Origin of the sequence: Streptomyces sp. NPDC002888 (assembly GCF_042888465.1) — a bacterium.
Classification (GTDB): domain Bacteria; phylum Actinomycetota; class Actinomycetes; order Streptomycetales; family Streptomycetaceae; genus Streptomyces.
Map to the genome: position 1 here is coordinate 200,958 of NZ_JBIAPU010000005.1, position 19,224 is coordinate 220,181.

The window sequence follows — 19,224 nt, forward strand, 5'->3', positions numbered from 1 at the left end:
CATCCGGCAGCGTTGCCGGTGGCCCGAGGAGTACACGTGACCAGCACATCGCAGGCACTCAAGTCAGGAGCCAGGACGGCTCACCCCGATCATCTCGGGCACGTCATCTTCATCGCGGCGGCGGCCGCGATGGGCGGCTTCCTCTTCGGCTACGACAGCTCGGTGATCAACGGCGCCGTCGAGGCGATCCGCGGCCGGTACGACATCGGGTCCGCGGCGCTGGCCCAGGTCATCGCCATCGCCCTGATCGGCTGCGCCATCGGCGCCGCGACGGCCGGCCGCATAGCCGACCGTATCGGCCGCATCCGCTGCATGCAGATCGCCGCCGTGCTGTTCACCGTCAGCGCCGTCGGCTCGGCGCTTCCCTTCGCGCTGTGGGACCTCGCCTTGTGGCGCGTCGTCGGCGGTTTCGCCATCGGTATGGCCTCGGTCATCGGCCCGGCCTACATCGCCGAGGTCGCCCCGCCCGCCTACCGCGGCCGCCTCGGCTCCTTCCAGCAGGCCGCGATCGTCGTCGGCATCGCGGTGTCGCAGCTGGTCAACTGGGGTCTGCTGAACGCTGCCGGCGGTGACCAGCGCGGCACCCTGATGGGCCTGGAGGCCTGGCAGGTCATGCTCGGCGTCATGGTCGTCCCGGCCGTCCTCTACGGCCTGCTCTCCTTCGCCATCCCCGAGTCCCCCCGCTTCCTGATCTCCGTCGGCAAGCAGGAGCGCGCCCGCGAGATCCTCGCCGAGGTCGAGGGCGAGCAGGTCGACCTGGACGCCCGGGTCGCCGAGATCGAGCTCGCCATGAAGAGCGAGCACAAGTCCACCTTCAAGGACCTGCTCGGCGGTGGCTTCTTCTTCAAGCCGATCGTCTGGGTCGGCATCGGCCTGTCGGTCTTCCAGCAGTTCGTCGGCATCAACGTCGCGTTCTACTACTCCTCGACGCTGTGGCAGTCGGTCGGCGTCGACCCGGCGGACTCGTTCTTCTACTCCTTCACGACGTCGATCATCAACATCCTCGGCACCGTGATCGCGATGATCTTCGTCGACCGCATCGGCCGCCGCCCGCTCGCCATCATCGGCTCGGTCGGCATGGTCGTCGGTCTGGCGCTGGAGGCCTGGGCGTTCTCGTACGACCTGGTCGGTGGGAAGCTGCCCAGCGCGCAGGGCTGGACCGCCCTGATCGCCGCCCACGTTTTCGTCCTCTTCTTCGCCCTGTCCTGGGGTGTGGTCGTCTGGGTCATGCTCGGCGAGATGTTCCCGAACCGGCTCCGCGCCGCCGCCCTGGGTGTGGCCGCCGCCGCGCAGTGGATCGCCAACTGGGCCATCACCGCGAGCTTCCCGTCGCTGGCCGACTGGAACCTCTCCGTGACCTACGTGATCTACACGGTCTTCGCCGCGCTCTCCGTCCCCTTCGTCCTGAAGTTCGTCAAGGAGACGAAGGGCAAGGCGCTGGAGGAGATGGGCTGAGCCTCCTCGCGAGGCTCCTGAACCCGAGGCTCCTGAACCCGAGGCTCCTGAACCCGAGGCTCCTGAACCCGAGGCTCCCGAACCCGAGGCTCCCGAACCCGAGGCTCCTGAACCCGAGGCTCCCGAACCAGAGGCCCCCGAACCCGAGGTCCTCACGAGGCCCCCGAACTCGAGGAGACGGGCCAAGTCCCCGCTGCCCCTCTCCTCGACACCTGTAAGGCGTACTGCCCCGGCTCACGCACCGAGCCGGGGCAGTACGCCGTCGCAGAACAGGCGCAGGCTGCGCCATCCCTCCTCCAGCGGCATTCCGCCGGCCAGCGGATGCAGGACGAGGCTGTCCAGTCCCAGCGCCACGCACGCGTCCGGCGTCAGCACCCGGTACACCCCCTCGGCGCGCAGCTCCGCCACGCTCGTGGCCGCCGACTTCACCGCCGAGCGGACGGAGCCGGACTGCCAGGAGGCGTAGGTCCGCGCCTCATGGAGGAAGTGCTCGCCGTACTCCGCCCACGTCCGGTCCGGATCCTCGGCGAGATGCAGCAGCGGGGTCACGGCACCCGGCATCATCGTCCAGCCCTCGGTGCCGTACTCCACGAGCCGCTCCTTGTAGTACGCCTCCAGCTCCGGAAGGTGCGCGCTGGGGAAGAAGGGCAGGCCGAGCCGGGCGGCCCGGCGGGCGGCGGCCCTGGAGGAGCCGCCGACCAGCAGCAGGGGGTGCGGGTCGGAGTACGGGCGCGGGGTGACCCGTACCGTACGGCCCCGGTAGGAGAACTCCTCGCCGGTCCACGCCTTCAGCACCGTCTCCAGCAGCTCGTCCTGGAGCCGCCCGCGCTGTTTCCACTCCACGCCGAAGTGGTCGTACTCCTCGGGCCGGTACCCGATGCCGACGACGGTGACGAGCCGGCCGCCGCTGAGCAGGTCGAGCACGGCGATGTCCTCCGCCAGCCGCAGCGGGTCGTGCAGCGGGCCGATGACCGCCGAGACGGTGACCGCCAGGCGCCGGGTCGCGCCGAGGACCGCGCCCGCGAAGGCGAACGGCGAGGGCAGCCAGTTGTTGGCGGCCCCGTGGTGCTCCTCGGTCTGCACGGTGGCGACCCCGTGCTCGTCGGCGTACGCCGCCATCTCCAGGGCCGCCCGGTAGCGGGCGCTCAGCGAGGCGGGCGTGGCGCCGGGCTCCACGAGGTTGAAACGGACGACCGAGACGGGCATGGCGGGCCCCCTTCGTGTGTGGAGGGGGACGTTAGCTGACGGTGCGTCAGACAGCCAGAGGGCGGCCGAGGACGGCCGCGGCGTTCGGCACGCCGGCGCGACTTTCACGCTTGGAGGAAAGTACAAGCTGGGTCCGGCGCAGGCCCATGGCTGATACTGGACGGGTTATGGACATCGTCATCCTTGCTGTAGTCATCGCCGTGGTTGTGCTCGGCGCCATCGGCGGGCTCATCGTCGGCAGCCGGCGCAAGAAGCCGCTGCCCCCGCCGCCGCCCGCCGCGCCCGACATCACCGCGCCTCCCGCCGAACCGCACGTCGGCGACGAGGCCGAGACGCCGCGCGACGAACCGCGCCGCACGATAGAGGAGGTGGATCTTCCGGACGGCGGCTCGACGGGCGTCGCCGTCGAGGAGCCGCCCGCCGTCGAGGCTCCCGAGATCGAGATCCCGGAGCCCACCGAGGGACGCCTGGTGCGCCTGCGCGCCCGCCTGTCCCGCTCCCAGAACGCCCTCGGCAAGGGTCTGCTCACGCTGCTCTCGCGCGAGCACCTCGACGAGGACACCTGGGAGGAGATCGAGGACACCCTCCTCACCGCCGATGTCGGCGTCCAGCCCACCCAGGAGCTGGTCGACGCGCTGCGCGCGCGCGTGAAGGTGCTCGGCACCCGCACCCCCGTGGAACTGCGCGGCCTGCTGCGCGAGGAGCTGCTCAAGCTGGTCGGCACCGACGTCGACCGCACGGTGAAGACCGAGCCCGAGGAGCGCAAGCCGGGCATCGTGATGGTCGTCGGCGTCAACGGCACCGGCAAGACCACCACCACCGGCAAGCTCGCGCGCGTGCTCGTGGCCGACGGCCGGACCGTCGTCCTCGGTGCCGCCGACACCTTCCGCGCCGCCGCCGCCGACCAGCTGCAGACCTGGGGTGAGCGCGTCGGCGCCCACACCGTGCGCGGGCCGGAGGCCGGCGACCCCGCCTCCGTCGCCTTCGACGCGGTCAAGGAGGGCAAGGAGATGGGGGTCGACGTCGTCCTCATCGACACCGCGGGGCGGCTGCACACCAAGACCGGGCTCATGGACGAGCTCGGCAAGGTCAAGCGCGTCGTCGAGAAGCACGCCCCGCTCGACGAGGTGCTGCTCGTCCTCGACGCCACCACCGGGCAGAACGGTCTCGTCCAGGCCCGGGTGTTCGCCGAGGTCGTCGACATCACCGGCATCGTGCTGACCAAGCTGGACGGCACGGCCAAGGGCGGCATCGTGGTCGCGGTCCAGCGCGAGCTGGGCGTGCCGGTCAAGCTGATCGGGCTCGGCGAGGGCGCGGACGATCTGGCGCCCTTCGAGCCGGAGGCGTTCGTGGATGCGCTTATCGGGGAGTGAACCACTTCCGGAAATCCGTATGTGGCGGATGCGAGAAGCGCCCGTTCCCAGGTGCAGTGGGAGCGGGCGCTTCGCTGTGTTCGGGTGAGGCGCTACGCGCGTGACCGGTGCACCACGTACGCCAGCGTGCCCAGGAGCAGGCGGGCCGCCGGCGGTTTCGTGGCCGTGTCCAGCTCGGGCGGGCGCAGCCAGTGGACCGGGCCGAGGCCGCCGCGGTCGGAGGGGGGCGCCGTGATGTGCGTACCGGGGCCGAGGCCCCGCAGGTCCAGGGAGGACGGGTCGTCCCAGCCCATGCGGTAGAGCAGGGCGGTCAGCTCGGCGGCCGCGCCGGGGGCGACGAAGAAGTGGGCGCGGCCGTCCGGGGTCGCGGTCACGGGGCCGAGGGGGAGGCCCATGCGCTCCAGCCGGACCAGGGCGCGGCGGCCGGCGGGTTCGGCCAGCTCGATCACGTCGAACGCGCGCCCGACGGTCAGCATCACCGCGGCCCCCGGGACCTCGCCCCACGCCTCGGTCACCTCGTCCAGCGTCGCCCCCGCGGGGATCTCCGGCGCGAAGTCCAGCGGATGTGCGCCCGGGGCACGGCAGCCGGAGCGGCCGCAGGAGCACGCGCCGGCGGCGGCCCGCGCGCCCGGCACGACGTCCCAGCCCCACAGGCCGGTGAACTCGGCCACGGCCGTGCACTCGGACGAGCGGCCGCGGCGGCGTGAGGTGGACCGGAGGTCGCGCATCCCCCGACTGCTGCCGATCGTGAAGCCCATGCCCCCTCCAACGGGTCCGACGCACCGGTGGTTACGAGAAGCGCCCGGAGTGTTACTTTGTGTTATCCACTTCCGTTTTCGGCGGCCGCTGAACCAGCGCCTGGAAGCGCCCCGGGTGGTGCGCGCGTCAACACGCGCCCCCGTGTGCATCGTTCCGCTCGCTCCCGGCTGTGCTCTGTCAAGTCAATCGCGCGTGGGCAACCGTTAGTTCATTCGATGGGGTGGCGAATGGTGGCGTTTCCGTGTTCGCCATGGCTGGACGCGTGATCGTAGGATTACTTTGAGTGCACGAAGCCTGGGGGCACATGCAGGTGTGGGTATGCCGGAGGCAAGTCGGCTTTCCGTTCGAAGGGTGCAACCGTCGTACGGGAGGCGGCGATTGGCGGCATTCTGATAGGGCTTGGCGCACTCGGCGACAAGTGGTCTCAGGGATGGGGGCGTTCCAGTGGGCGGCAACGGCGGAAGCGGTACGAACGCTGACAAGCGCCCCAACGAGCTGCTCGGGTCGTGGTTCGTGCGCAGCGGCTGGTCCAAGGGCGAGCTCGCGCGCCAGGTCAACCGCCGGGCCCGCCAGTTGGGGGCCAACCACATCTCCACGGACACCTCGCGCGTGCGCCGGTGGCTGGACGGCGAGAACCCCCGAGAGCCCATCCCCAGGATCCTGTCCGAGCTGTTCTCCGAGCGGTTCGGCTGCGTCGTCTCCGTCGAGGACCTCGGCCTGCGCGCCGCCCGCCAGTCACCGTCCGTGTCCGGCGTGGACCTGCCCTGGACGGGCCCGCAGACCGTGGCCATGCTCGGCGAGTTCTCGCGCAGCGACCTGATGCTGGCGCGGCGCGGCTTCCTCGGGAGCTCGCTGGCCCTGGCCGCGGGCCCGTCCCTCATCGAGCCCATGCAGCGCTGGCTCGTCCCCGCGCCGCCCTCCCCGCGCACCGAAGCCGAGCAGGTCCCCAGCAGCCGCGCGCGCGGCAGGCTCTCCATGCCGGAACTGGAGCTGCTGGAGTCCACCACCGTGATGTTCCGGCAGTGGGACGCCCAGTGCGGCGGCGGCCTGCGCCGCAAGGCCGTCGTCGGTCAGCTGCACGAGGTCACCGACCTCCTCCAGGAGCCCCAGCCCGAGGCCACCACGCGGAAGCTGTTCAAGGTCGCCGCCGAGCTCGCCGAACTGGCCGGCTGGATGAGCTACGACGTCGGGCTCCAGCCCACCGCGCAGAAGTACTTCGTCCTCGCCCTGCACGCCGCCAAGGAAGCGGGCGACAAGCCCCTCGGCTCCTACGTCCTGTCCAGCATGAGCCGCCAGATGATCCACCTCGGGCGACCCGAGGACGCTCTGGAACTGATCCACCTCGCGCAGTACGGAAGCCGCGACTGCGCCGGCCCGCGCACCCAGTCCATGCTGTATGCGATGGAGGCCCGCGCCTACGCCAACATGGGGCAGCCCGGCCGGTGCAAGCGGGCCGTGCGAATGGCGGAGGACTCCTTCGCCGACGCCGACGACTGGGACGAGCCGGACCCCGACTGGATCCGCTTCTTCTCCGAGGCCGAGCTGTACGGCGAGAACAGCCACTCCTTCCGTGACCTCGCCTATGTCGCGGGCCGCAGCCCCACCTACGCCTCGCTGGCCGAGCCCCACATGCGGCGGGCCGTGGAGCTGTTCGCCGACGACAAGGAGCACCAGCGGTCGTACGCACTGAACCTGATCGGGATGGCCACGGTCCACCTGCTGCAGCGCGAGCCGGAGCAGAGCACGGCACCGGCCGTGCTGGCCATGCAGGTCGCCAAGAAGGTGCGCTCCGAGCGGGTCAACACTCGTATCCGAAAGACCGTGGACACCGCTGTACGCGATTTCGGGGACCTCACCGAGGTCGTGGACCTCACCGACCGGCTCGCGACCGAGCTGCCCGAGGCGGCCGAAGCCGTCTGAACCCCGCTGAACCCCGGCCGCGGCCGGCCCTCCCGAACAGCCCGACTCGGCTCCCCCATGCCAGGTCATCGGAAGGCCGACCGCGGCCGGTTTACATCCTTCGAGTGAAGGTTGCGCCACGATAACGATCCACTCGCCGCACATCCGGCAGTTCATCCACGCGTAACACGCAAGGCGCCTTCGTCACGGCGGCGAAACAACGAGGGGCTTCCACCGAAACCGCGCTGCGCCAATCTCATGGCGCATAACCGGCCCACCCCTCAATCCGCTCAGGCTTCGCCCGCACGGGGCCGTACCAAATGACGAGGAGACGCCGATGGCACCAGCCATCACGCTCGCCGCAGAAGCACCCAAGCTGTCTGCCGCCAACACGGGCTTCATGCTCATCTGTTCCGCCCTGGTGCTGATCATGACTCCGGGTCTGGCCTTCTTCTACGGAGGCATGGTCCGGGTCAAGAGCACCCTGAACATGCTGATGATGAGTTTCATCAGCATCGGGATCGTCACCATCCTCTGGGTGCTGTACGGCTTCTCCATGGCCTTTGGTACCGACTCCGGCAGCATCATCGGGTGGAATTCCGACTGGGTCGGCCTCAGCAACATCGGCCTGACGCAGCTGTGGGACGGCTACACCATCCCGATCTTCGTCTTCATGGTCTTCCAGATGATGTTCGCCATCATCACGCCCGCCCTGATAAGCGGTGCCCTCGCCGACCGCGTGAAGTTCACCGCGTGGGCACTGTTCGTCGCCCTGTGGGCCACGGTCGTCTACTTCCCGGTCGCGCACTGGGTCTGGGGCACCGGTGGCTGGGCCTTCGAGCTGGGCGTGATCGACTTCGCCGGTGGTACGGCGGTGCACATCAACGCCGGTGCCGCGGCGCTCGGCGTGATCCTCGTCATCGGCAAGCGCGTCGGCTTCAAGAAGGACCCGATGCGCCCGCACAGCCTGCCGCTGGTCATGCTCGGCGCCGGTCTGCTGTGGTTCGGCTGGTTCGGCTTCAACGCCGGCTCGTGGCTCGGCAACGACGACGGCGTCGGCGCGCTGATGTTCGTCAACACGCAGGTCGCCACCGCCGCCGCCATGCTGGCCTGGCTCATCTACGAGAAGATCCGCCACGGCGCGTTCACCACGCTGGGCGCCGCCTCCGGCGCGGTCGCCGGTCTGGTCGCCATCACCCCGTCCGGTGGTGCGGTCTCCCCGCTCGGCGCGATCGCCGTCGGTGCCATCGCCGGTGTCCTGTGCGCCATGGCGGTCGGCCTGAAGTACAAGTTCGGCTACGACGACTCGCTCGACGTCGTCGGCGTCCACCTCGTCGGCGGTGTCGTCGGCTCCCTGCTGATCGGCCTCTTCGCCAGCGGCCACGGCCAGTCCACGGTCGAGGGTCTCTTCTACGGCGGCGGCCTGACCCAGTTCTGGAAGCAGTGCGCCGGTGTCTTCGCGGTCCTCGCCTACTCGCTGGTGGCCTCCGCGATCCTCGCCTTCCTCATCGACAAGACGATCGGTATGCGCGTCACGGAGGACGAGGAGGTGACCGGCATCGACCAGGCCGAGCACGCCGAGACCGCATACGACTTCAGCGGTGCCGGCGGCGGTGCCGCCCGTACGACCGCCGCCACGGCCCCGGTGGCCGACGCCGCGAGCAAGAAGGTGGACGCATGAAGCTCATCACCGCCGTCGTGAAGCCCCACCGGCTCGACGAGATCAAGGAGGCCCTCCAGGCCTTCGGGGTACACGGTCTGACGGTCACCGAGGCGAGCGGCTACGGTCGTCAGAGGGGCCACACCGAGGTCTACCGCGGTGCCGAGTACACGGTCGACCTGGTCCCCAAGATCCGCATCGAGGTGCTGGCCGAGGACGACGACGCCGAGCAGCTGATCGACGTCATCGTCAAGGCCGCCCGCACCGGCAAGATCGGTGACGGCAAGGTCTGGTCCCTGCCGGTCGAGACGGCCGTCCGGGTCCGCACCGGTGAGCGCGGTCCGGACGCGCTGTAAAAAAGAACCATCTGAATACAGGCAGGAGTCGCCGGGTGTCGAGTACGGAGATGCAGACCGAAGCAGAGGACTCGGGACCCAGCGGCTACGCGGCGGCCCGGCTGCGCCTCCTCCAGGAGGGGGCGCAGTCCGGGCCGCCGCGCCGTGCGGCCCTCGCCGAACTGACCGACGAATGGCTCTCGGGCCTCTTCGACGCGGGCACCGAGGAACTGCGCGGAGTCTCCCTGGTCGCCGTCGGTGGCTACGGCCGGGGCGAGCTGTCCCCGCGCAGCGACCTCGACCTGCTCCTGCTGCACGACGGCCAGGACTCCAAGGGCGTCGCCGCCCTGGCCGACCGCCTCTGGTACCCCGTGTGGGACCTCGGACTCGCGCTCGACCACTCCGTGCGGACCCCGGCGGAGGCCCGCAAGACCGCGGGCGAGGACCTCAAGGTCCAGCTCGGCCTGCTCGACGCCCGCCACCTCGCGGGCGACCTCGGCCTCACGGCCGGCCTGCGTACGGCGGTCCTCGCCGACTGGCGCAACCAGGCGCCCAAACGCCTCCCCGAACTCCAGGAGCTGTGCGCCGAGCGCGCCGAACGGCAGGGCGAACTGCAGTACCTGCTCGAGCCGGACCTGAAGGAGGCCCGGGGCGGGCTCAGGGACGACACCGCGCTGCGTGCCGTCGCCGCCTCCTGGCTGGCCGACGCCCCGCGCGAGGGCCTCGCCGACGCCCGGCGCCGGCTGCTCGACGTACGGGACGCCCTGCACCTGACCACGGGGCGCGCGACCGACCGGCTCGCGCTCCAGGAGCAGGACCAGGTCGCGGCCGAGCTCGGGCTCCTCGACGCCGACACGCTGCTGCGGCAGGTGTATGAGGCGGCGCGCGTCATTTCGTATGCGAGCGATGTCACCTGGCGTGAAGTGGGGCGCGTTCTGCGGTCGCGCGCCGTGCGGCCTCGGCTGCGCGCCATGCTGGGCGCCGGGAAGCCGGTGTCCGAACGGTCTCCTCTCGCGGAGGGCGTGGTCGAGCAGGACGGCGAGGTGGTGCTCGCGCGCGCCGCACGCCCCGAACGCGACCCCGTGCTCCCGCTGCGCGCCGCTGCCGCCGCCGCCCAGGCGGGCCTGCCGCTCTCCCTGCACGCCGTACGGCGCATGGCGTCCGTCGCACGCCCCCTGCCCACGCCCTGGCCCGCCGAGGCGCGCGAACAGCTCGTCACGCTGCTCGGCTCCGGCCAGCCCACCATCGACGTCTGGGAGGCGCTGGAGGCCGAAGGCCTGATCACCCGGCTGCTGCCCGACTGGGAGCGGGTGCGCTGCCGCCCGCAGCGCAACGCCGTGCACCTGTGGACCGTGGACCGGCACCTCATCGAGACCGCCGTGCGCGCCTCCGAGTTCACCCGCCGTGTCAGCCGCCCCGACCTGCTGCTGGTCGCCGCGCTGCTGCACGACATCGGCAAGGGCTGGCCCGGCGACCACTCCGTCGCGGGCGAGATCATCGCCAAGGACGTGGCCGCCCGGATCGGCTTCGACCGCGCGGACGTGGCGGTGCTCTCCTTGCTCGTACGCCATCACCTGCTGCTCATCGAGACGGCCACCCGGCGCGACCTGGAGGACCCGGCCACCGTCCGCTCCGTCGCCGAGGCGGTCGGTTCGCAGGGCACGCTGGAGCTGCTGCACGCGCTGACCGAGGCCGACGCGCTGGCGACCGGCCCGGCCGCCTGGTCGTCCTGGCGGGGCTCCCTCGTCGCCGACCTGGTCAAGCGGGTCTCGGCGGTGCTCGCCGGGGACGACCCGGAGGAGCCCGAGGACGCCGCGCCCACCGCCGAGCAGGAGCGGCTCGCCGTCGAGGCGCACCGCACGGGCGGGCCGGTGCTGGCGCTGCGCGCGCAGACCGAGGCGCCCTCCGACGCCGAGCCGTCCGGCGACCCCGAGCCGCTGGGCGTGGAGCTGGTCATCGCCGTACCCGACCAGCCGGGCGTACTGCCCGCGGTCGCCGGCGTCCTCGCCATGCACCGCCTCACCGTCCGCACCGCGGAACTGCGCTCCCTCGGCCTGCCCGACGGCGTCGACGAGGGCTCCGTCCTGCTGCTGAACTGGCGTGTCGCCGCCGAGTACGGCTCCCTGCCCCAGGCCGCCCGGCTGCGCGCCGATCTCGTACGGGCGCTGGACGGCTCCCTGGACATCGCCGGCCGCCTCGCCGAACGCGACGCCGCCTACCCGCGCCGCAGGGGCGTGGTGGCACCCGCGGCCCGCGTGAAGGTCGCCTCGGCCGCCTCCCGCCTGGCCACGGTCATCGAGGTCCGTGCCCAGGACGCGCCCGGGCTGCTGTTCCGCATCGGCAGCGCCCTGGAGGACTCCGGCGTCCACGTCCGCAGCGCCCACGTCAGCACCCTGGGCGCCAACGCGGTCGACGCCTTCTACGTGACCGGCCCGACGGGTGTCCCGCTGCCGAACGAGGAGGCCGCGGGGGTGGCCCGGAAGCTGGAGGAGACCTTGCGCGGGTGACCGTGACCCGGTCTTGTGGAGCCGGGATACCCTGGAGGGCGATTCACCAGCCAGTCACCGACCCCGAGGACCGACGCCGCCGTGTTCGATACTCTCTCCGATCGCCTTTCAGCGACCTTCAAGAACTTGCGCGGCAAGGGGCGCTTGAGCGAAGCGGACATCGACGCCACGGCGCGCGAGATCCGCATCGCGCTTCTCGAAGCCGACGTCGCGCTGCCTGTCGTCCGCACGTTCATCAAGAACATCAAGGAACGCGCGCTCGGATCCGACGTCTCGCGGGCGCTGAATCCGGCCCAGCAGGTCCTGAAGATCGTCAACGAGGAACTCGTCACGATCCTCGGCGGCGAGACCCGGCGGCTGCGGTTCGCCAAGCAGCCGCCGACCGTGATCATGCTGGCGGGTCTGCAGGGTGCCGGTAAGACCACCCTCGCGGGCAAGCTGGGCCGGTGGCTCAAGGAGCAGGGGCACTCGCCGCTGCTCGTCGCCGCCGACCTCCAGCGCCCCAACGCGGTCAACCAGCTGAGCGTCGTCGCCGAGCGCGCCGGTGTCGCGGTCTTCGCGCCCCAGCCGGGCAACGGCGTGGGCGACCCGGTCCAGGTCGCCAAGGACTCCATCGAGCACGCGAAGACCAAGGTCCACGACATCGTGATCGTGGACACCGCCGGCCGCCTCGGCATCGACCAGGAGCTGATGCAGCAGGCCGCGGACATCCGCGACGCGGTCTCGCCGGACGAGATCCTCTTCGTCGTCGACGCGATGATCGGCCAGGACGCCGTCAACACCGCCGAGGCGTTCCGCGACGGTGTCGGCTTCGACGGCGTGGTGCTGTCCAAGCTCGACGGTGACGCCCGCGGTGGTGCCGCGCTGTCGATCGCCTCCGTGACCGGCAAGCCGATCATGTTCGCGTCGAACGGTGAGAAGCTCGACGACTTCGACGCCTTCCACCCGGACCGGATGGCTTCCCGCATCCTCGACATGGGTGACCTGCTCACCCTGATCGAGCAGGCGGAGAAGACGTTCAGCCAGGAAGAGGCCGAGAAAATGGCCTCCAAGCTGGCGTCCAAGAAGGGCCAGGACTTCACCCTGGACGACTTCCTGGCCCAGATGGAGCAGGTCAGGAAGATGGGCTCCATCTCGAAGCTCCTCGGGATGCTGCCGGGCATGGGGCAGATCAAGGACCAGATCAACAACCTCGACGAGCGGGACGTCGACCGCACGGCCGCGATCATCAAGTCGATGACGCCGGCCGAGCGCCAGGAGCCGACGATCATCAACGGCTCCCGCCGCGCCCGTATCGCCAAGGGCTCCGGTGTCGACGTCAGCGCGGTGAAGAACCTCGTCGAGCGGTTCTTCGAGGCCCGCAAGATGATGTCCCGCATGGCCCAGGGCGGCGGCATGCCAGGCATGCCGGGGGTCCCGGGCATGGGCGGCGGCCCCGGCCGCACCAAGAAGCAGCCGAAGAAGGCCAAGGGCAAGCAGCGCTCCGGCAACCCGATGAAGCGCAAGCAGCAGGAGCAGGAGGAGGCCGCCCGCCGGGCCGCCGCGGCGCAGGGCGGCAATGCCTTCGGAGTGCCGGGCCAGCAGGACGGTCAGGACTTCGAACTGCCGGACGAGTTCAAGAAGTTCATGGGCTGATCCGGCTCGTACGTCACCTCGTACGTCCGGTACGTCCCGTACGTCGCTGGGGGCGCTCCTCGTGAGAGGGGCGCCCCCGGTGCTTTTCCGGCCAGATCGGTGTCAGGGTGTCCGGGCCACCAGGTACCGGAACACGTTCGGCATCCACACCGTCCCGTCCCGCCGCTGGTGCGGGTGCAGCGCCTCGGCCAGTTCCTTGTCGACCTGTTCCTGGTCCGTCGCGGCGATGGCCGCGTCGAACAGCCCCGTCGACAGCAGACCGCGCACCGCGCTGCCGAGGTCGGCGTAGCCGAAGGGGCAGGAGACCCGTCCGGAGCCGTCCGGCCTGAGGCCTGCTCGCTGGGCGACCTCCTCCAGGTCGTCGCGCAGGGCGGGACGCCAACCGCCCGAGGTGCGCATCGGATCGGCCAGCTTGGTGGCCACCCGCAGCACGGACGACGTGGCGCACCGCTCGGGCGGACCCCAGCCGGCCAGCACCACGGGCGACCCCCGCTCGGCGAGCGGCGCCGCCGCCGTGAGCAGCTCGCTCAGACCCTCCGAGTCGCCCGCGAGGCACCCGATGGGCTCGAAGGCGGTCACCAGGTTGTACGCGGGTGTCTCCGCGTCGGCCGCGTCCGCGGGCCCGCCGTCGATGAGCCGGGTGGCCACACGCGCACGCGTGCCCCACGCCTCCGGCAGCAACCGCTCCCGCGCGAGCGCCAGCCGCTCCGGGCAGCGGGATTCGACGCCGGTGACGGCGGCGCCTCTGGAGGCCGCCATCAGCAAGGAGAGCCCGGAGCCGCAGCCGAGGCCCAGCAGCCGGGTGGCCGGGCCCACTTCGAGTCGCTCGTGGACGGCCTCGTAGAGCGGGACCAGCATCCGCTCCTGAATCTCGGACCAGTCACGCGCGCGTGCACCGAGGTCCACGCGGGATTCGGCTCCCGCGTGAGCCAGGTGCTGCCGCACGAGCGTAGGTGTCATAGGAAAGCGCCCCAATCCGCCGAGAGTTGTCAGGTGTGTGCTCGTCGTTTCCGAGGCCCCCGTGGTGCGCGCTCGCACTTCCCCCGTATGCCAGGAAACTCCCGGCTCGCGGCGGCGTCCAGGGGTTGCGGAGTCCGGTTTGGGGCTTGTCGGTGCCTGTGGCGAGAATTCACATTCCGGCAACGTGGGCCCGTACCATCTCGCCATGGCCAAAGCACCCGTTCTCACGCCCAGGGCGGACGATTTCCCGCGCTGGTACCAGGACCTGATCAGCAAGGCCGAGCTGGCCGACAACGGGCCGGTGCGCGGCACCATGGTGATCCGACCGTACGGGTACGGGCTGTGGGAGCGGATGCAGGCCGAGATGGACGCCCGGATCAAGGAGACGGGCACGCAGAACGCGTACTTCCCCCTCCTGATCCCGCAGTCGTACCTCGCGCGTGAGGCCGACCATGTCGAGGGCTTCGCGCCCGAACTCGCCGTGGTCACGCACGGCGGCGGCAAGGAACTCGAGGAGCCGGCGGTGGTCCGCCCCACCTCCGAGATGATCATCAACGACTACTTCTCGAAGTGGGTGCAGAGCTACCGCGACCTGCCCCTGCTGATCAACCAGTGGGCCAACGTGGTCCGTTGGGAGCTGCGGCCCCGGCTCTTCCTGCGCACCACCGAGTTCCTCTGGCAGGAGGGCCACACGGCCCACGCCACGTACGAGGACGCGCGCGACTTCGCCTCCCGCATCCACCGCGAGGTCTACGAGGACTTCATGGTGAACGTCCTCGCGATGGACGTCGTACCCGGCCGCAAGACCGTCAAGGAGCGCTTCGCGGGAGCCATCAACACCCTCACCCTCGAAGGGATGATGGGCGACGGCAAGGCCCTGCAGATGGCCACCAGCCATGAGCTGGGGCAGAACTTCGCCAAGGCCTTCAACACCTCCTACCTGTCGAAGGACGGCACCCAGGAGCTGGTCTGGCAGACCTCCTGGGGCTCGACCACCCGCATGATCGGCGCCCTGGTGATGATGCACGGCGACGACAACGGCCTGCGCGTCCCGCCGCGGCTGGCGCAGATCCAGGCCGTCGTCCTCGCGATCAAGGGCGACGAGGCGGTTCTGGCCAAGGTCCGCGAGATCGGCGACCGGCTCAGGGCGGCCGGGATCCGGGTCCAGGTCGACGACCGCACCGACACCCCGTTCGGCCGCCGCGCCGTCGACTGGGAGCTCAAGGGCGTGCCCGTCCGCATCGAGATCGGCCCGCGCGACCTGGAGAACGGCACCGCGATGCTGGCCCGCCGCATCCCCGGCGGCAAGGAGCCGGTGTCCCTGGACGCGCTTGCCGAGCTGCTGCCCGCGGTCCTCGAAGAAGACCAGGCGCTGCTGCTGCGGCAGGCCCGTGAGCGCCGCGAGTCCCGTACGACGGACGTGTCCTCGATCGAGGAGGCCGTCGAGGCCGCCACCGCCGGCACCTGGGCGCGCATCCCGTGGGCGAGCCTCGGCGAGGAGGGCGAGGCCAAGCTGGCCGACCACGCGGTGACCGTACGGTGTCTGGTCACCGGGGACGGGTCGGTCCCGGAGGACGGCGACGCACCGGGTAACGTCGTGATCGTGGCGCGCGCTTACTGAGGTGACGCCCTCCAGGCGGGAGAGCGACCGAAACACCCCTTGCGCGCCTGCGGACCTCACATACCCCGGCGAGTGGACATCGTCTACGCGCCGGTGCGTAGAGGGGACTACGCACCACCTTGGTATGAGCTGTGAGGCTTCTCCGCAGATCGGCGCACCCGCCCTCGTCGTGGCGCATCATTCGCAACTGACGGGTACGTGCAAATTATTTGGGATGGCCCGGAATCGGAACACAGGGGCACCCCGGCTCGTTGTCATTACGTGAGCACGACACAGACACCACCTGTTCTCGCCGCAGAGCTGGCGCAGGCGTGGGCCGACATTCAGCGGTACCACCCCGAGCTGCCGGATCTCGCCGCGCCAGAGTCCCTGATCGGGGAGTCGTCGTCCGCGTGCGGTCACGAGCTCTCCTTCGAGCGACTGCTTCATGAGGCAGTCCACGGCATCGCGGCCGCTCGCGGAGTTCGCGACACCTCCCGCGCCGGCCGCTACCACAACCGCAGATTCCTCGCGATCGCCGAGGAGCTGGGCCTGGACCACCCCGAGGAACCGCATCCGAGCAGCGGCTTCTCGCTGGTCTCGCTCAACCCCGAGGCCAAGCGCCGCTACCGCCCGACGATCGAGCGCCTGCAGCGCGCCCTGAAGGCGCACACCGCGGCCACCACCGCCGAGACCACCCGCGCCTTCCGCGGCCCCGCCGCCCGCCACGGCTCCTCCGGCGGCGGCGTCCGCGTCAAGGCGGTGTGCGACTGCGGCCGCAACGTCCGCGTCGTCCCGTCGGTCCTGGCCCAGGCCCCGATCGTCTGCGGCGGCTGCGGCAAGCCGTTCCGCATCCCGGAGGTCATGGGCGCGGCGTAACGGACGCCTCCGTCGAGCACCGGCATCTCGTGGCTGTCGGTTCGGGTTGGCGGGGTCACCGGGGGGAGCGCCGTGCCGCCCTCGGGCGCGTCCGGCGCTCAACCACGCTCGAGCGCCGGGCGTCCCTCGGTCATGCCCACGCTCAGCTCACCGCACCCTCGGCCAAAGGTGACCCGCAGGGTGTGGCACAATGGCTAGCTGTACTCGACAGCCGCACAGGACCCCTCTCTCCTCCGGCTGACGCGTCCATCGGGCACTCGGGTACCGCAACCCCACGCGGCCATCTCGCCGTGCCCAACCACGTCAAAACCAGGAGAACCCACTCCCGTGGCAGTCAAGATCAAGCTGAAGCGTCTGGGCAAGATCCGTTCGCCTCACTACCGCATCGTCATCGCCGACTCCCGTACCCGTCGTGACGGTCGTGCGATCGAGGAGATCGGCAAGTACCACCCGACGTACCACCCCTCGGTCATCGAGGTGGACGCCGAGCGCGTGGCGTACTGGCTGGGCGTCGGCGCCCAGCCGACCGAGCCCGTGCTCGCCATCCTGAAGAAGACCGGCGACTGGCAGAAGTTCAAGGGCGAGCCCGCCCCGGCGCCGCTGCTCGTCGCCGAGCCGAAGGCCTCGCGCGTGTCGTTCGAGTCCCTCGGCGGCGACGACGAGGGCAAGGGTGAGGCGATCACCCAGAAGAAGAAGGCTGAGAAGAAGGACGAGGCTGCGGCTGAGTCCGAGTCGACCGAGGCCTGAGCATGCTCGAGGAGGCTCTCGAGCACCTCGTGAAGGGCATCGTCGACAATCCTGACGATGTGCAGGTCGCCTCGCGCAACCTGCGTCGCGGGCGTGTGCTCGAGGTCCGGGTCCACCCGGACGACCTCGGCAAGGTGATCGGCCGCAACGGCCGCACCGCACGCGCCCTGCGCACCGTCGTGGGCGCCATCGGCGGTCGCGGTGTCCGCGTCGACCTCGTCGACGTGGACCACGTCCGCTGACGCTTATCGCAATCCGGCTCGGGCCGGGGAGGGCCACTGGGCCGTCCCCGGCCCGTCGTCGTAGGGCCGGTCGTATGAGTCGTATGACAGGAGACCTGTACAAGTGCAGCTGGTAGTCGCTCGCGTCGGCCGTGCCCACGGCATCAAGGGCGAGGTCACCGTGGAGGTACGCACCGACGAGCCGGAGCTGAGGCTCGGGCCGGGCGCCGTCCTGGCCACCGACCCGGCCTCGGCCGGCCCGCTGACCATCGAGACGGGCCGCGTCCACAGCGGCCGCCTCCTGCTGCGCTTCGAAGGCGTGCGCGACCGCACCGCCGCCGAGGCGCTGCGCAACACGCTCCTGATCGCCGACGTCGACCCGAACGAGCTGCCCGAGGACGAGGACGAGTACTACGACCACCAGCTCATGGACCTCGACGTGGTGACCGCGGACGGCGTGGAGGTCGGCCGGATCACCGAGATCTCCCACCTGCCCTCGCAGGACCTGTTCATCGTGGAGCGCCCGGACGGCACCGAGGTCATGATCCCGTTCGTCGAGGAGATCGTCACCGAGATCGATCTGGAGGAACAGCGGGCCGTCATCACCCCGCCCCCGGGCCTGATCGACGACCGCGCTGAGATCGCCTCGTCCCGGGAAGAAGAGTCCTGATGCGCCTCGACGTCGTCACGATCTTCCCCGAGTACCTGGAACCCCTGAACGTCTCCCTGGTCGGCAAGGCACGCGCGCGTGGACAGCTGAACGTGCACGTGCACGATCTGCGCTCCTGGACGTACGACCGCCACAACACGGTCGACGACACGCCCTACGGCGGCGGACCCGGCATGGTCATGAAGACCGAGCCCTGGGGTGACGCCCTGGACTCCGTCCTCGCCGACGGCTACGAGACGGGCTCGCGCGCGCCCGCGCTCATCGTGCCGACCCCCAGCGGCCGCCCGTTCACCCAGGAACTCGCCGTCGAGCTCTCCGAGCGCCCCTGGCTGATCTTCACGCCGGCCCGCTACGAGGGCATCGACCGCCGCGTCATCGACGAGTACGCGGCCCGGATGCCCGTCTACGAGGTGTCCATCGGCGACTACGTCCTCGCCGGCGGCGAGGCGGCCGTACTCGTCGTCACGGAGGCCGTGGCGCGGCTGCTGCCCGGTGTCCTGGGCAACGCCGAGTCCCACCGGGACGACTCCTTCGCGCCCGGCGCCATGGCCAACCTCCTGGAGGGGCCCGTCCACACCAAGCCGCCCGAGTGGCGCGGCCGCGGGATCCCGGAGGTGCTGCTCAGCGGCCACCACGGGAAGATCGCCCGCTGGCGCCGCGACGAGGCGCTACGGCGTACTACGGCCAACCGCCCGGACCTCATCGAGCGCTGCGACCCCAAGGCCTTCGACAAGAAGGACCGAGAGATGCTCTCCATCCTGGGCTGGGCACCGGACCCGGACGGCGAGCCGTACGGCCGATTTTGGCGCAGGACAGAAGGCGTGGAAGAATAGGCCGCTGTTGTGCGCCGTCCGGCGTGCGCCCCTGCCACGGGGGGACACGACGCCCGCCCCGACCGCACGACTCCCCTCCAGAACCTCTAGTTCCCGTTGATGACCTGTGGCATCAGCGAAGAAAGCAGACGAAATGTCTCACCTGCTCGACACCGTCGACTCCGCGTCGCTGCGCAGCGACATCCCGGCCTTCCGCCCGGGTGACACCGTCAACGTCCACGTCCGCGTCATCGAGGGCAACCGCTCCCGTGTGCAGCAGTTCAAGGGCGTTGTGATCCGCCGCCAGGGCGCCGGTGTCCGCGAGACCTTCACGGTCCGCAAGGTCTCGTTCTCCGTCGGCGTCGAGCGCACCTTCCCGGTGCACACCCCGATCGTCGAGAAGATCGAGCTCGTCACCCGCGGTGACGTGCGTCGCGCCAAGCTGTACTACCTGCGCGAGCTGCGCGGCAAGGCCGCGAAGATCAAGGAGAAGCGCGACAACTGAG

Annotated in this window: 17 protein-coding genes; 14 read left to right on the forward strand and 3 right to left on the reverse strand. The window is 70.6% G+C overall.

From position 1 onward, the window contains the following. Nucleotides 1-36: 36 nt before the first annotated feature. Nucleotides 37-1,455, forward strand: coding sequence for a sugar porter family MFS transporter (locus tag ACFYWX_RS10520; RefSeq protein ID WP_389423575.1), 1,419 nt, complete (start codon nucleotides 37-39; stop codon nucleotides 1,453-1,455). A gap of 234 nt (nucleotides 1,456-1,689) precedes the next feature. Here ACFYWX_RS10520 and ACFYWX_RS10525 read toward each other — a convergent pair whose 3' ends face one another. Then, on the reverse strand, nucleotides 1,690-2,661 hold the full coding sequence (locus tag ACFYWX_RS10525) for an LLM class flavin-dependent oxidoreductase (RefSeq protein ID WP_389423576.1): 972 nt from the start codon (nucleotides 2,659-2,661) through the stop codon (nucleotides 1,690-1,692). A 167-nt stretch (nucleotides 2,662-2,828) separates the two neighbouring features. On the opposite strand from ACFYWX_RS10525, the gene ftsY reads away from it, so the two are divergent. Next, nucleotides 2,829-4,034, forward strand: coding sequence for a signal recognition particle-docking protein FtsY (ftsY, locus tag ACFYWX_RS10530; protein WP_389423577.1), 1,206 nt, complete (start codon nucleotides 2,829-2,831; stop codon nucleotides 4,032-4,034). A 92-nt stretch (nucleotides 4,035-4,126) separates the two neighbouring features. On the opposite strand, the gene ACFYWX_RS10535 is transcribed toward ftsY, so the two are convergent. Then, complete coding sequence (locus ACFYWX_RS10535; protein WP_389423578.1) at nucleotides 4,127-4,792, reverse strand: bifunctional DNA primase/polymerase; 666 nt, start codon at nucleotides 4,790-4,792, stop codon at nucleotides 4,127-4,129. A 445-nt stretch (nucleotides 4,793-5,237) separates the two neighbouring features. On the opposite strand from ACFYWX_RS10535, the gene ACFYWX_RS10540 reads away from it, so the two are divergent. The 5 genes from ACFYWX_RS10540 to ffh all read left to right on the forward strand — a co-directional run bounded on the left by ACFYWX_RS10540 (nucleotide 5,238) and on the right by ffh (nucleotide 12,829). Then, nucleotides 5,238-6,713, forward strand: a complete 1,476-nt coding sequence (locus ACFYWX_RS10540) for a hypothetical protein (RefSeq protein ID WP_389423579.1) — start codon at nucleotides 5,238-5,240, stop codon at nucleotides 6,711-6,713. 316 nt (nucleotides 6,714-7,029) lie between these two features. Next, nucleotides 7,030-8,373: an ammonium transporter gene (locus ACFYWX_RS10545; RefSeq protein WP_389423580.1), complete on the forward strand. Its 1,344-nt coding sequence runs from the start codon at nucleotides 7,030-7,032 to the stop codon at nucleotides 8,371-8,373. After that, nucleotides 8,370-8,708: a P-II family nitrogen regulator gene (locus ACFYWX_RS10550; protein ID WP_003997576.1), complete on the forward strand. Its 339-nt coding sequence runs from the start codon at nucleotides 8,370-8,372 to the stop codon at nucleotides 8,706-8,708. The genes ACFYWX_RS10545 and ACFYWX_RS10550 overlap by 4 nt, the downstream gene beginning before the upstream one ends. A gap of 50 nt (nucleotides 8,709-8,758) precedes the next feature. Continuing rightward, nucleotides 8,759-11,194, forward strand: coding sequence for a [protein-PII] uridylyltransferase (locus ACFYWX_RS10555; RefSeq protein WP_389423581.1), 2,436 nt, complete (start codon nucleotides 8,759-8,761; stop codon nucleotides 11,192-11,194). 81 nt (nucleotides 11,195-11,275) lie between these two features. Further along, nucleotides 11,276-12,829, forward strand: a complete 1,554-nt coding sequence (gene ffh, locus ACFYWX_RS10560) for a signal recognition particle protein (RefSeq protein WP_389423582.1) — start codon at nucleotides 11,276-11,278, stop codon at nucleotides 12,827-12,829. A 102-nt stretch (nucleotides 12,830-12,931) separates the two neighbouring features. On the opposite strand, the gene ACFYWX_RS10565 is transcribed toward ffh, so the two are convergent. Continuing rightward, the gene (locus ACFYWX_RS10565) at nucleotides 12,932-13,789 is read right to left on the reverse strand and encodes an SAM-dependent methyltransferase (protein ID WP_389423583.1); all 858 of its coding nucleotides are present in this window, start codon (nucleotides 13,787-13,789) and stop codon (nucleotides 12,932-12,934) included. A gap of 205 nt (nucleotides 13,790-13,994) precedes the next feature. On the opposite strand from ACFYWX_RS10565, the gene proS reads away from it, so the two are divergent. From proS to rplS, 7 genes are all read left to right on the forward strand, one after another. Continuing rightward, nucleotides 13,995-15,410, forward strand: coding sequence for a proline--tRNA ligase (gene proS / locus ACFYWX_RS10570; protein WP_389423584.1), 1,416 nt, complete (start codon nucleotides 13,995-13,997; stop codon nucleotides 15,408-15,410). Between the two features lie 261 nt (nucleotides 15,411-15,671). Beyond that, nucleotides 15,672-16,268, forward strand: a complete 597-nt coding sequence (locus tag ACFYWX_RS10575) for a hypothetical protein (RefSeq protein WP_389423585.1) — start codon at nucleotides 15,672-15,674, stop codon at nucleotides 16,266-16,268. A 327-nt stretch (nucleotides 16,269-16,595) separates the two neighbouring features. Next, entirely contained in the window at nucleotides 16,596-17,015 is a 420-nt protein-coding gene (gene rpsP, locus ACFYWX_RS10580) for a 30S ribosomal protein S16 (protein ID WP_389423586.1), read from the forward strand. 2 nt (nucleotides 17,016-17,017) lie between these two features. Next, complete coding sequence (locus ACFYWX_RS10585; RefSeq protein WP_003973401.1) at nucleotides 17,018-17,257, forward strand: RNA-binding protein; 240 nt, start codon at nucleotides 17,018-17,020, stop codon at nucleotides 17,255-17,257. A gap of 103 nt (nucleotides 17,258-17,360) precedes the next feature. Then, the gene (gene rimM, locus ACFYWX_RS10590) at nucleotides 17,361-17,906 is read left to right on the forward strand and encodes a ribosome maturation factor RimM (protein ID WP_389423587.1); all 546 of its coding nucleotides are present in this window, start codon (nucleotides 17,361-17,363) and stop codon (nucleotides 17,904-17,906) included. Continuing rightward, nucleotides 17,906-18,739, forward strand: a complete 834-nt coding sequence (gene trmD / locus ACFYWX_RS10595; protein WP_389423588.1) for a tRNA (guanosine(37)-N1)-methyltransferase TrmD — start codon at nucleotides 17,906-17,908, stop codon at nucleotides 18,737-18,739. The genes rimM and trmD overlap by 1 nt, the downstream gene beginning before the upstream one ends. A gap of 133 nt (nucleotides 18,740-18,872) precedes the next feature. After that, nucleotides 18,873-19,223, forward strand: coding sequence for a 50S ribosomal protein L19 (gene rplS / locus ACFYWX_RS10600; RefSeq protein WP_030797849.1), 351 nt, complete (start codon nucleotides 18,873-18,875; stop codon nucleotides 19,221-19,223). Nucleotide 19,224: the final 1 nt, after the last annotated feature.

What these genes read in the sequence shown, in the direction of transcription:
- ACFYWX_RS10525 (WP_389423576.1), bottom strand. Translation starts at nt 2,661, where the DNA reads ATGCCCGTCTCGGTCGTCCGTTTCAACCTCGTGGAGCCCGGCGCCACG.
- ftsY (WP_389423577.1), top strand. Translation starts at nt 2,829, where the DNA reads ATGGACATCGTCATCCTTGCTGTAGTCATCGCCGTGGTTGTGCTCGGC.
- ACFYWX_RS10535 (WP_389423578.1), bottom strand. Translation starts at nt 4,792, where the DNA reads ATGGGCTTCACGATCGGCAGCAGTCGGGGGATGCGCGACCTCCGGTCC.
- ACFYWX_RS10545 (WP_389423580.1), top strand. Translation starts at nt 7,030, where the DNA reads ATGGCACCAGCCATCACGCTCGCCGCAGAAGCACCCAAGCTGTCTGCC.
- ACFYWX_RS10550 (WP_003997576.1), top strand. Translation starts at nt 8,370, where the DNA reads ATGAAGCTCATCACCGCCGTCGTGAAGCCCCACCGGCTCGACGAGATC.
- ACFYWX_RS10555 (WP_389423581.1), top strand. Translation starts at nt 8,759, where the DNA reads ATGCAGACCGAAGCAGAGGACTCGGGACCCAGCGGCTACGCGGCGGCC.
- ACFYWX_RS10565 (WP_389423583.1), bottom strand. Translation starts at nt 13,789, where the DNA reads ATGACACCTACGCTCGTGCGGCAGCACCTGGCTCACGCGGGAGCCGAA.
- proS (WP_389423584.1), top strand. Translation starts at nt 13,995, where the DNA reads ATGGCCAAAGCACCCGTTCTCACGCCCAGGGCGGACGATTTCCCGCGC.
- ACFYWX_RS10585 (WP_003973401.1), top strand. Translation starts at nt 17,018, where the DNA reads ATGCTCGAGGAGGCTCTCGAGCACCTCGTGAAGGGCATCGTCGACAAT.
- trmD (WP_389423588.1), top strand. Translation starts at nt 17,906, where the DNA reads ATGCGCCTCGACGTCGTCACGATCTTCCCCGAGTACCTGGAACCCCTG.
- rplS (WP_030797849.1), top strand. Translation starts at nt 18,873, where the DNA reads ATGTCTCACCTGCTCGACACCGTCGACTCCGCGTCGCTGCGCAGCGAC.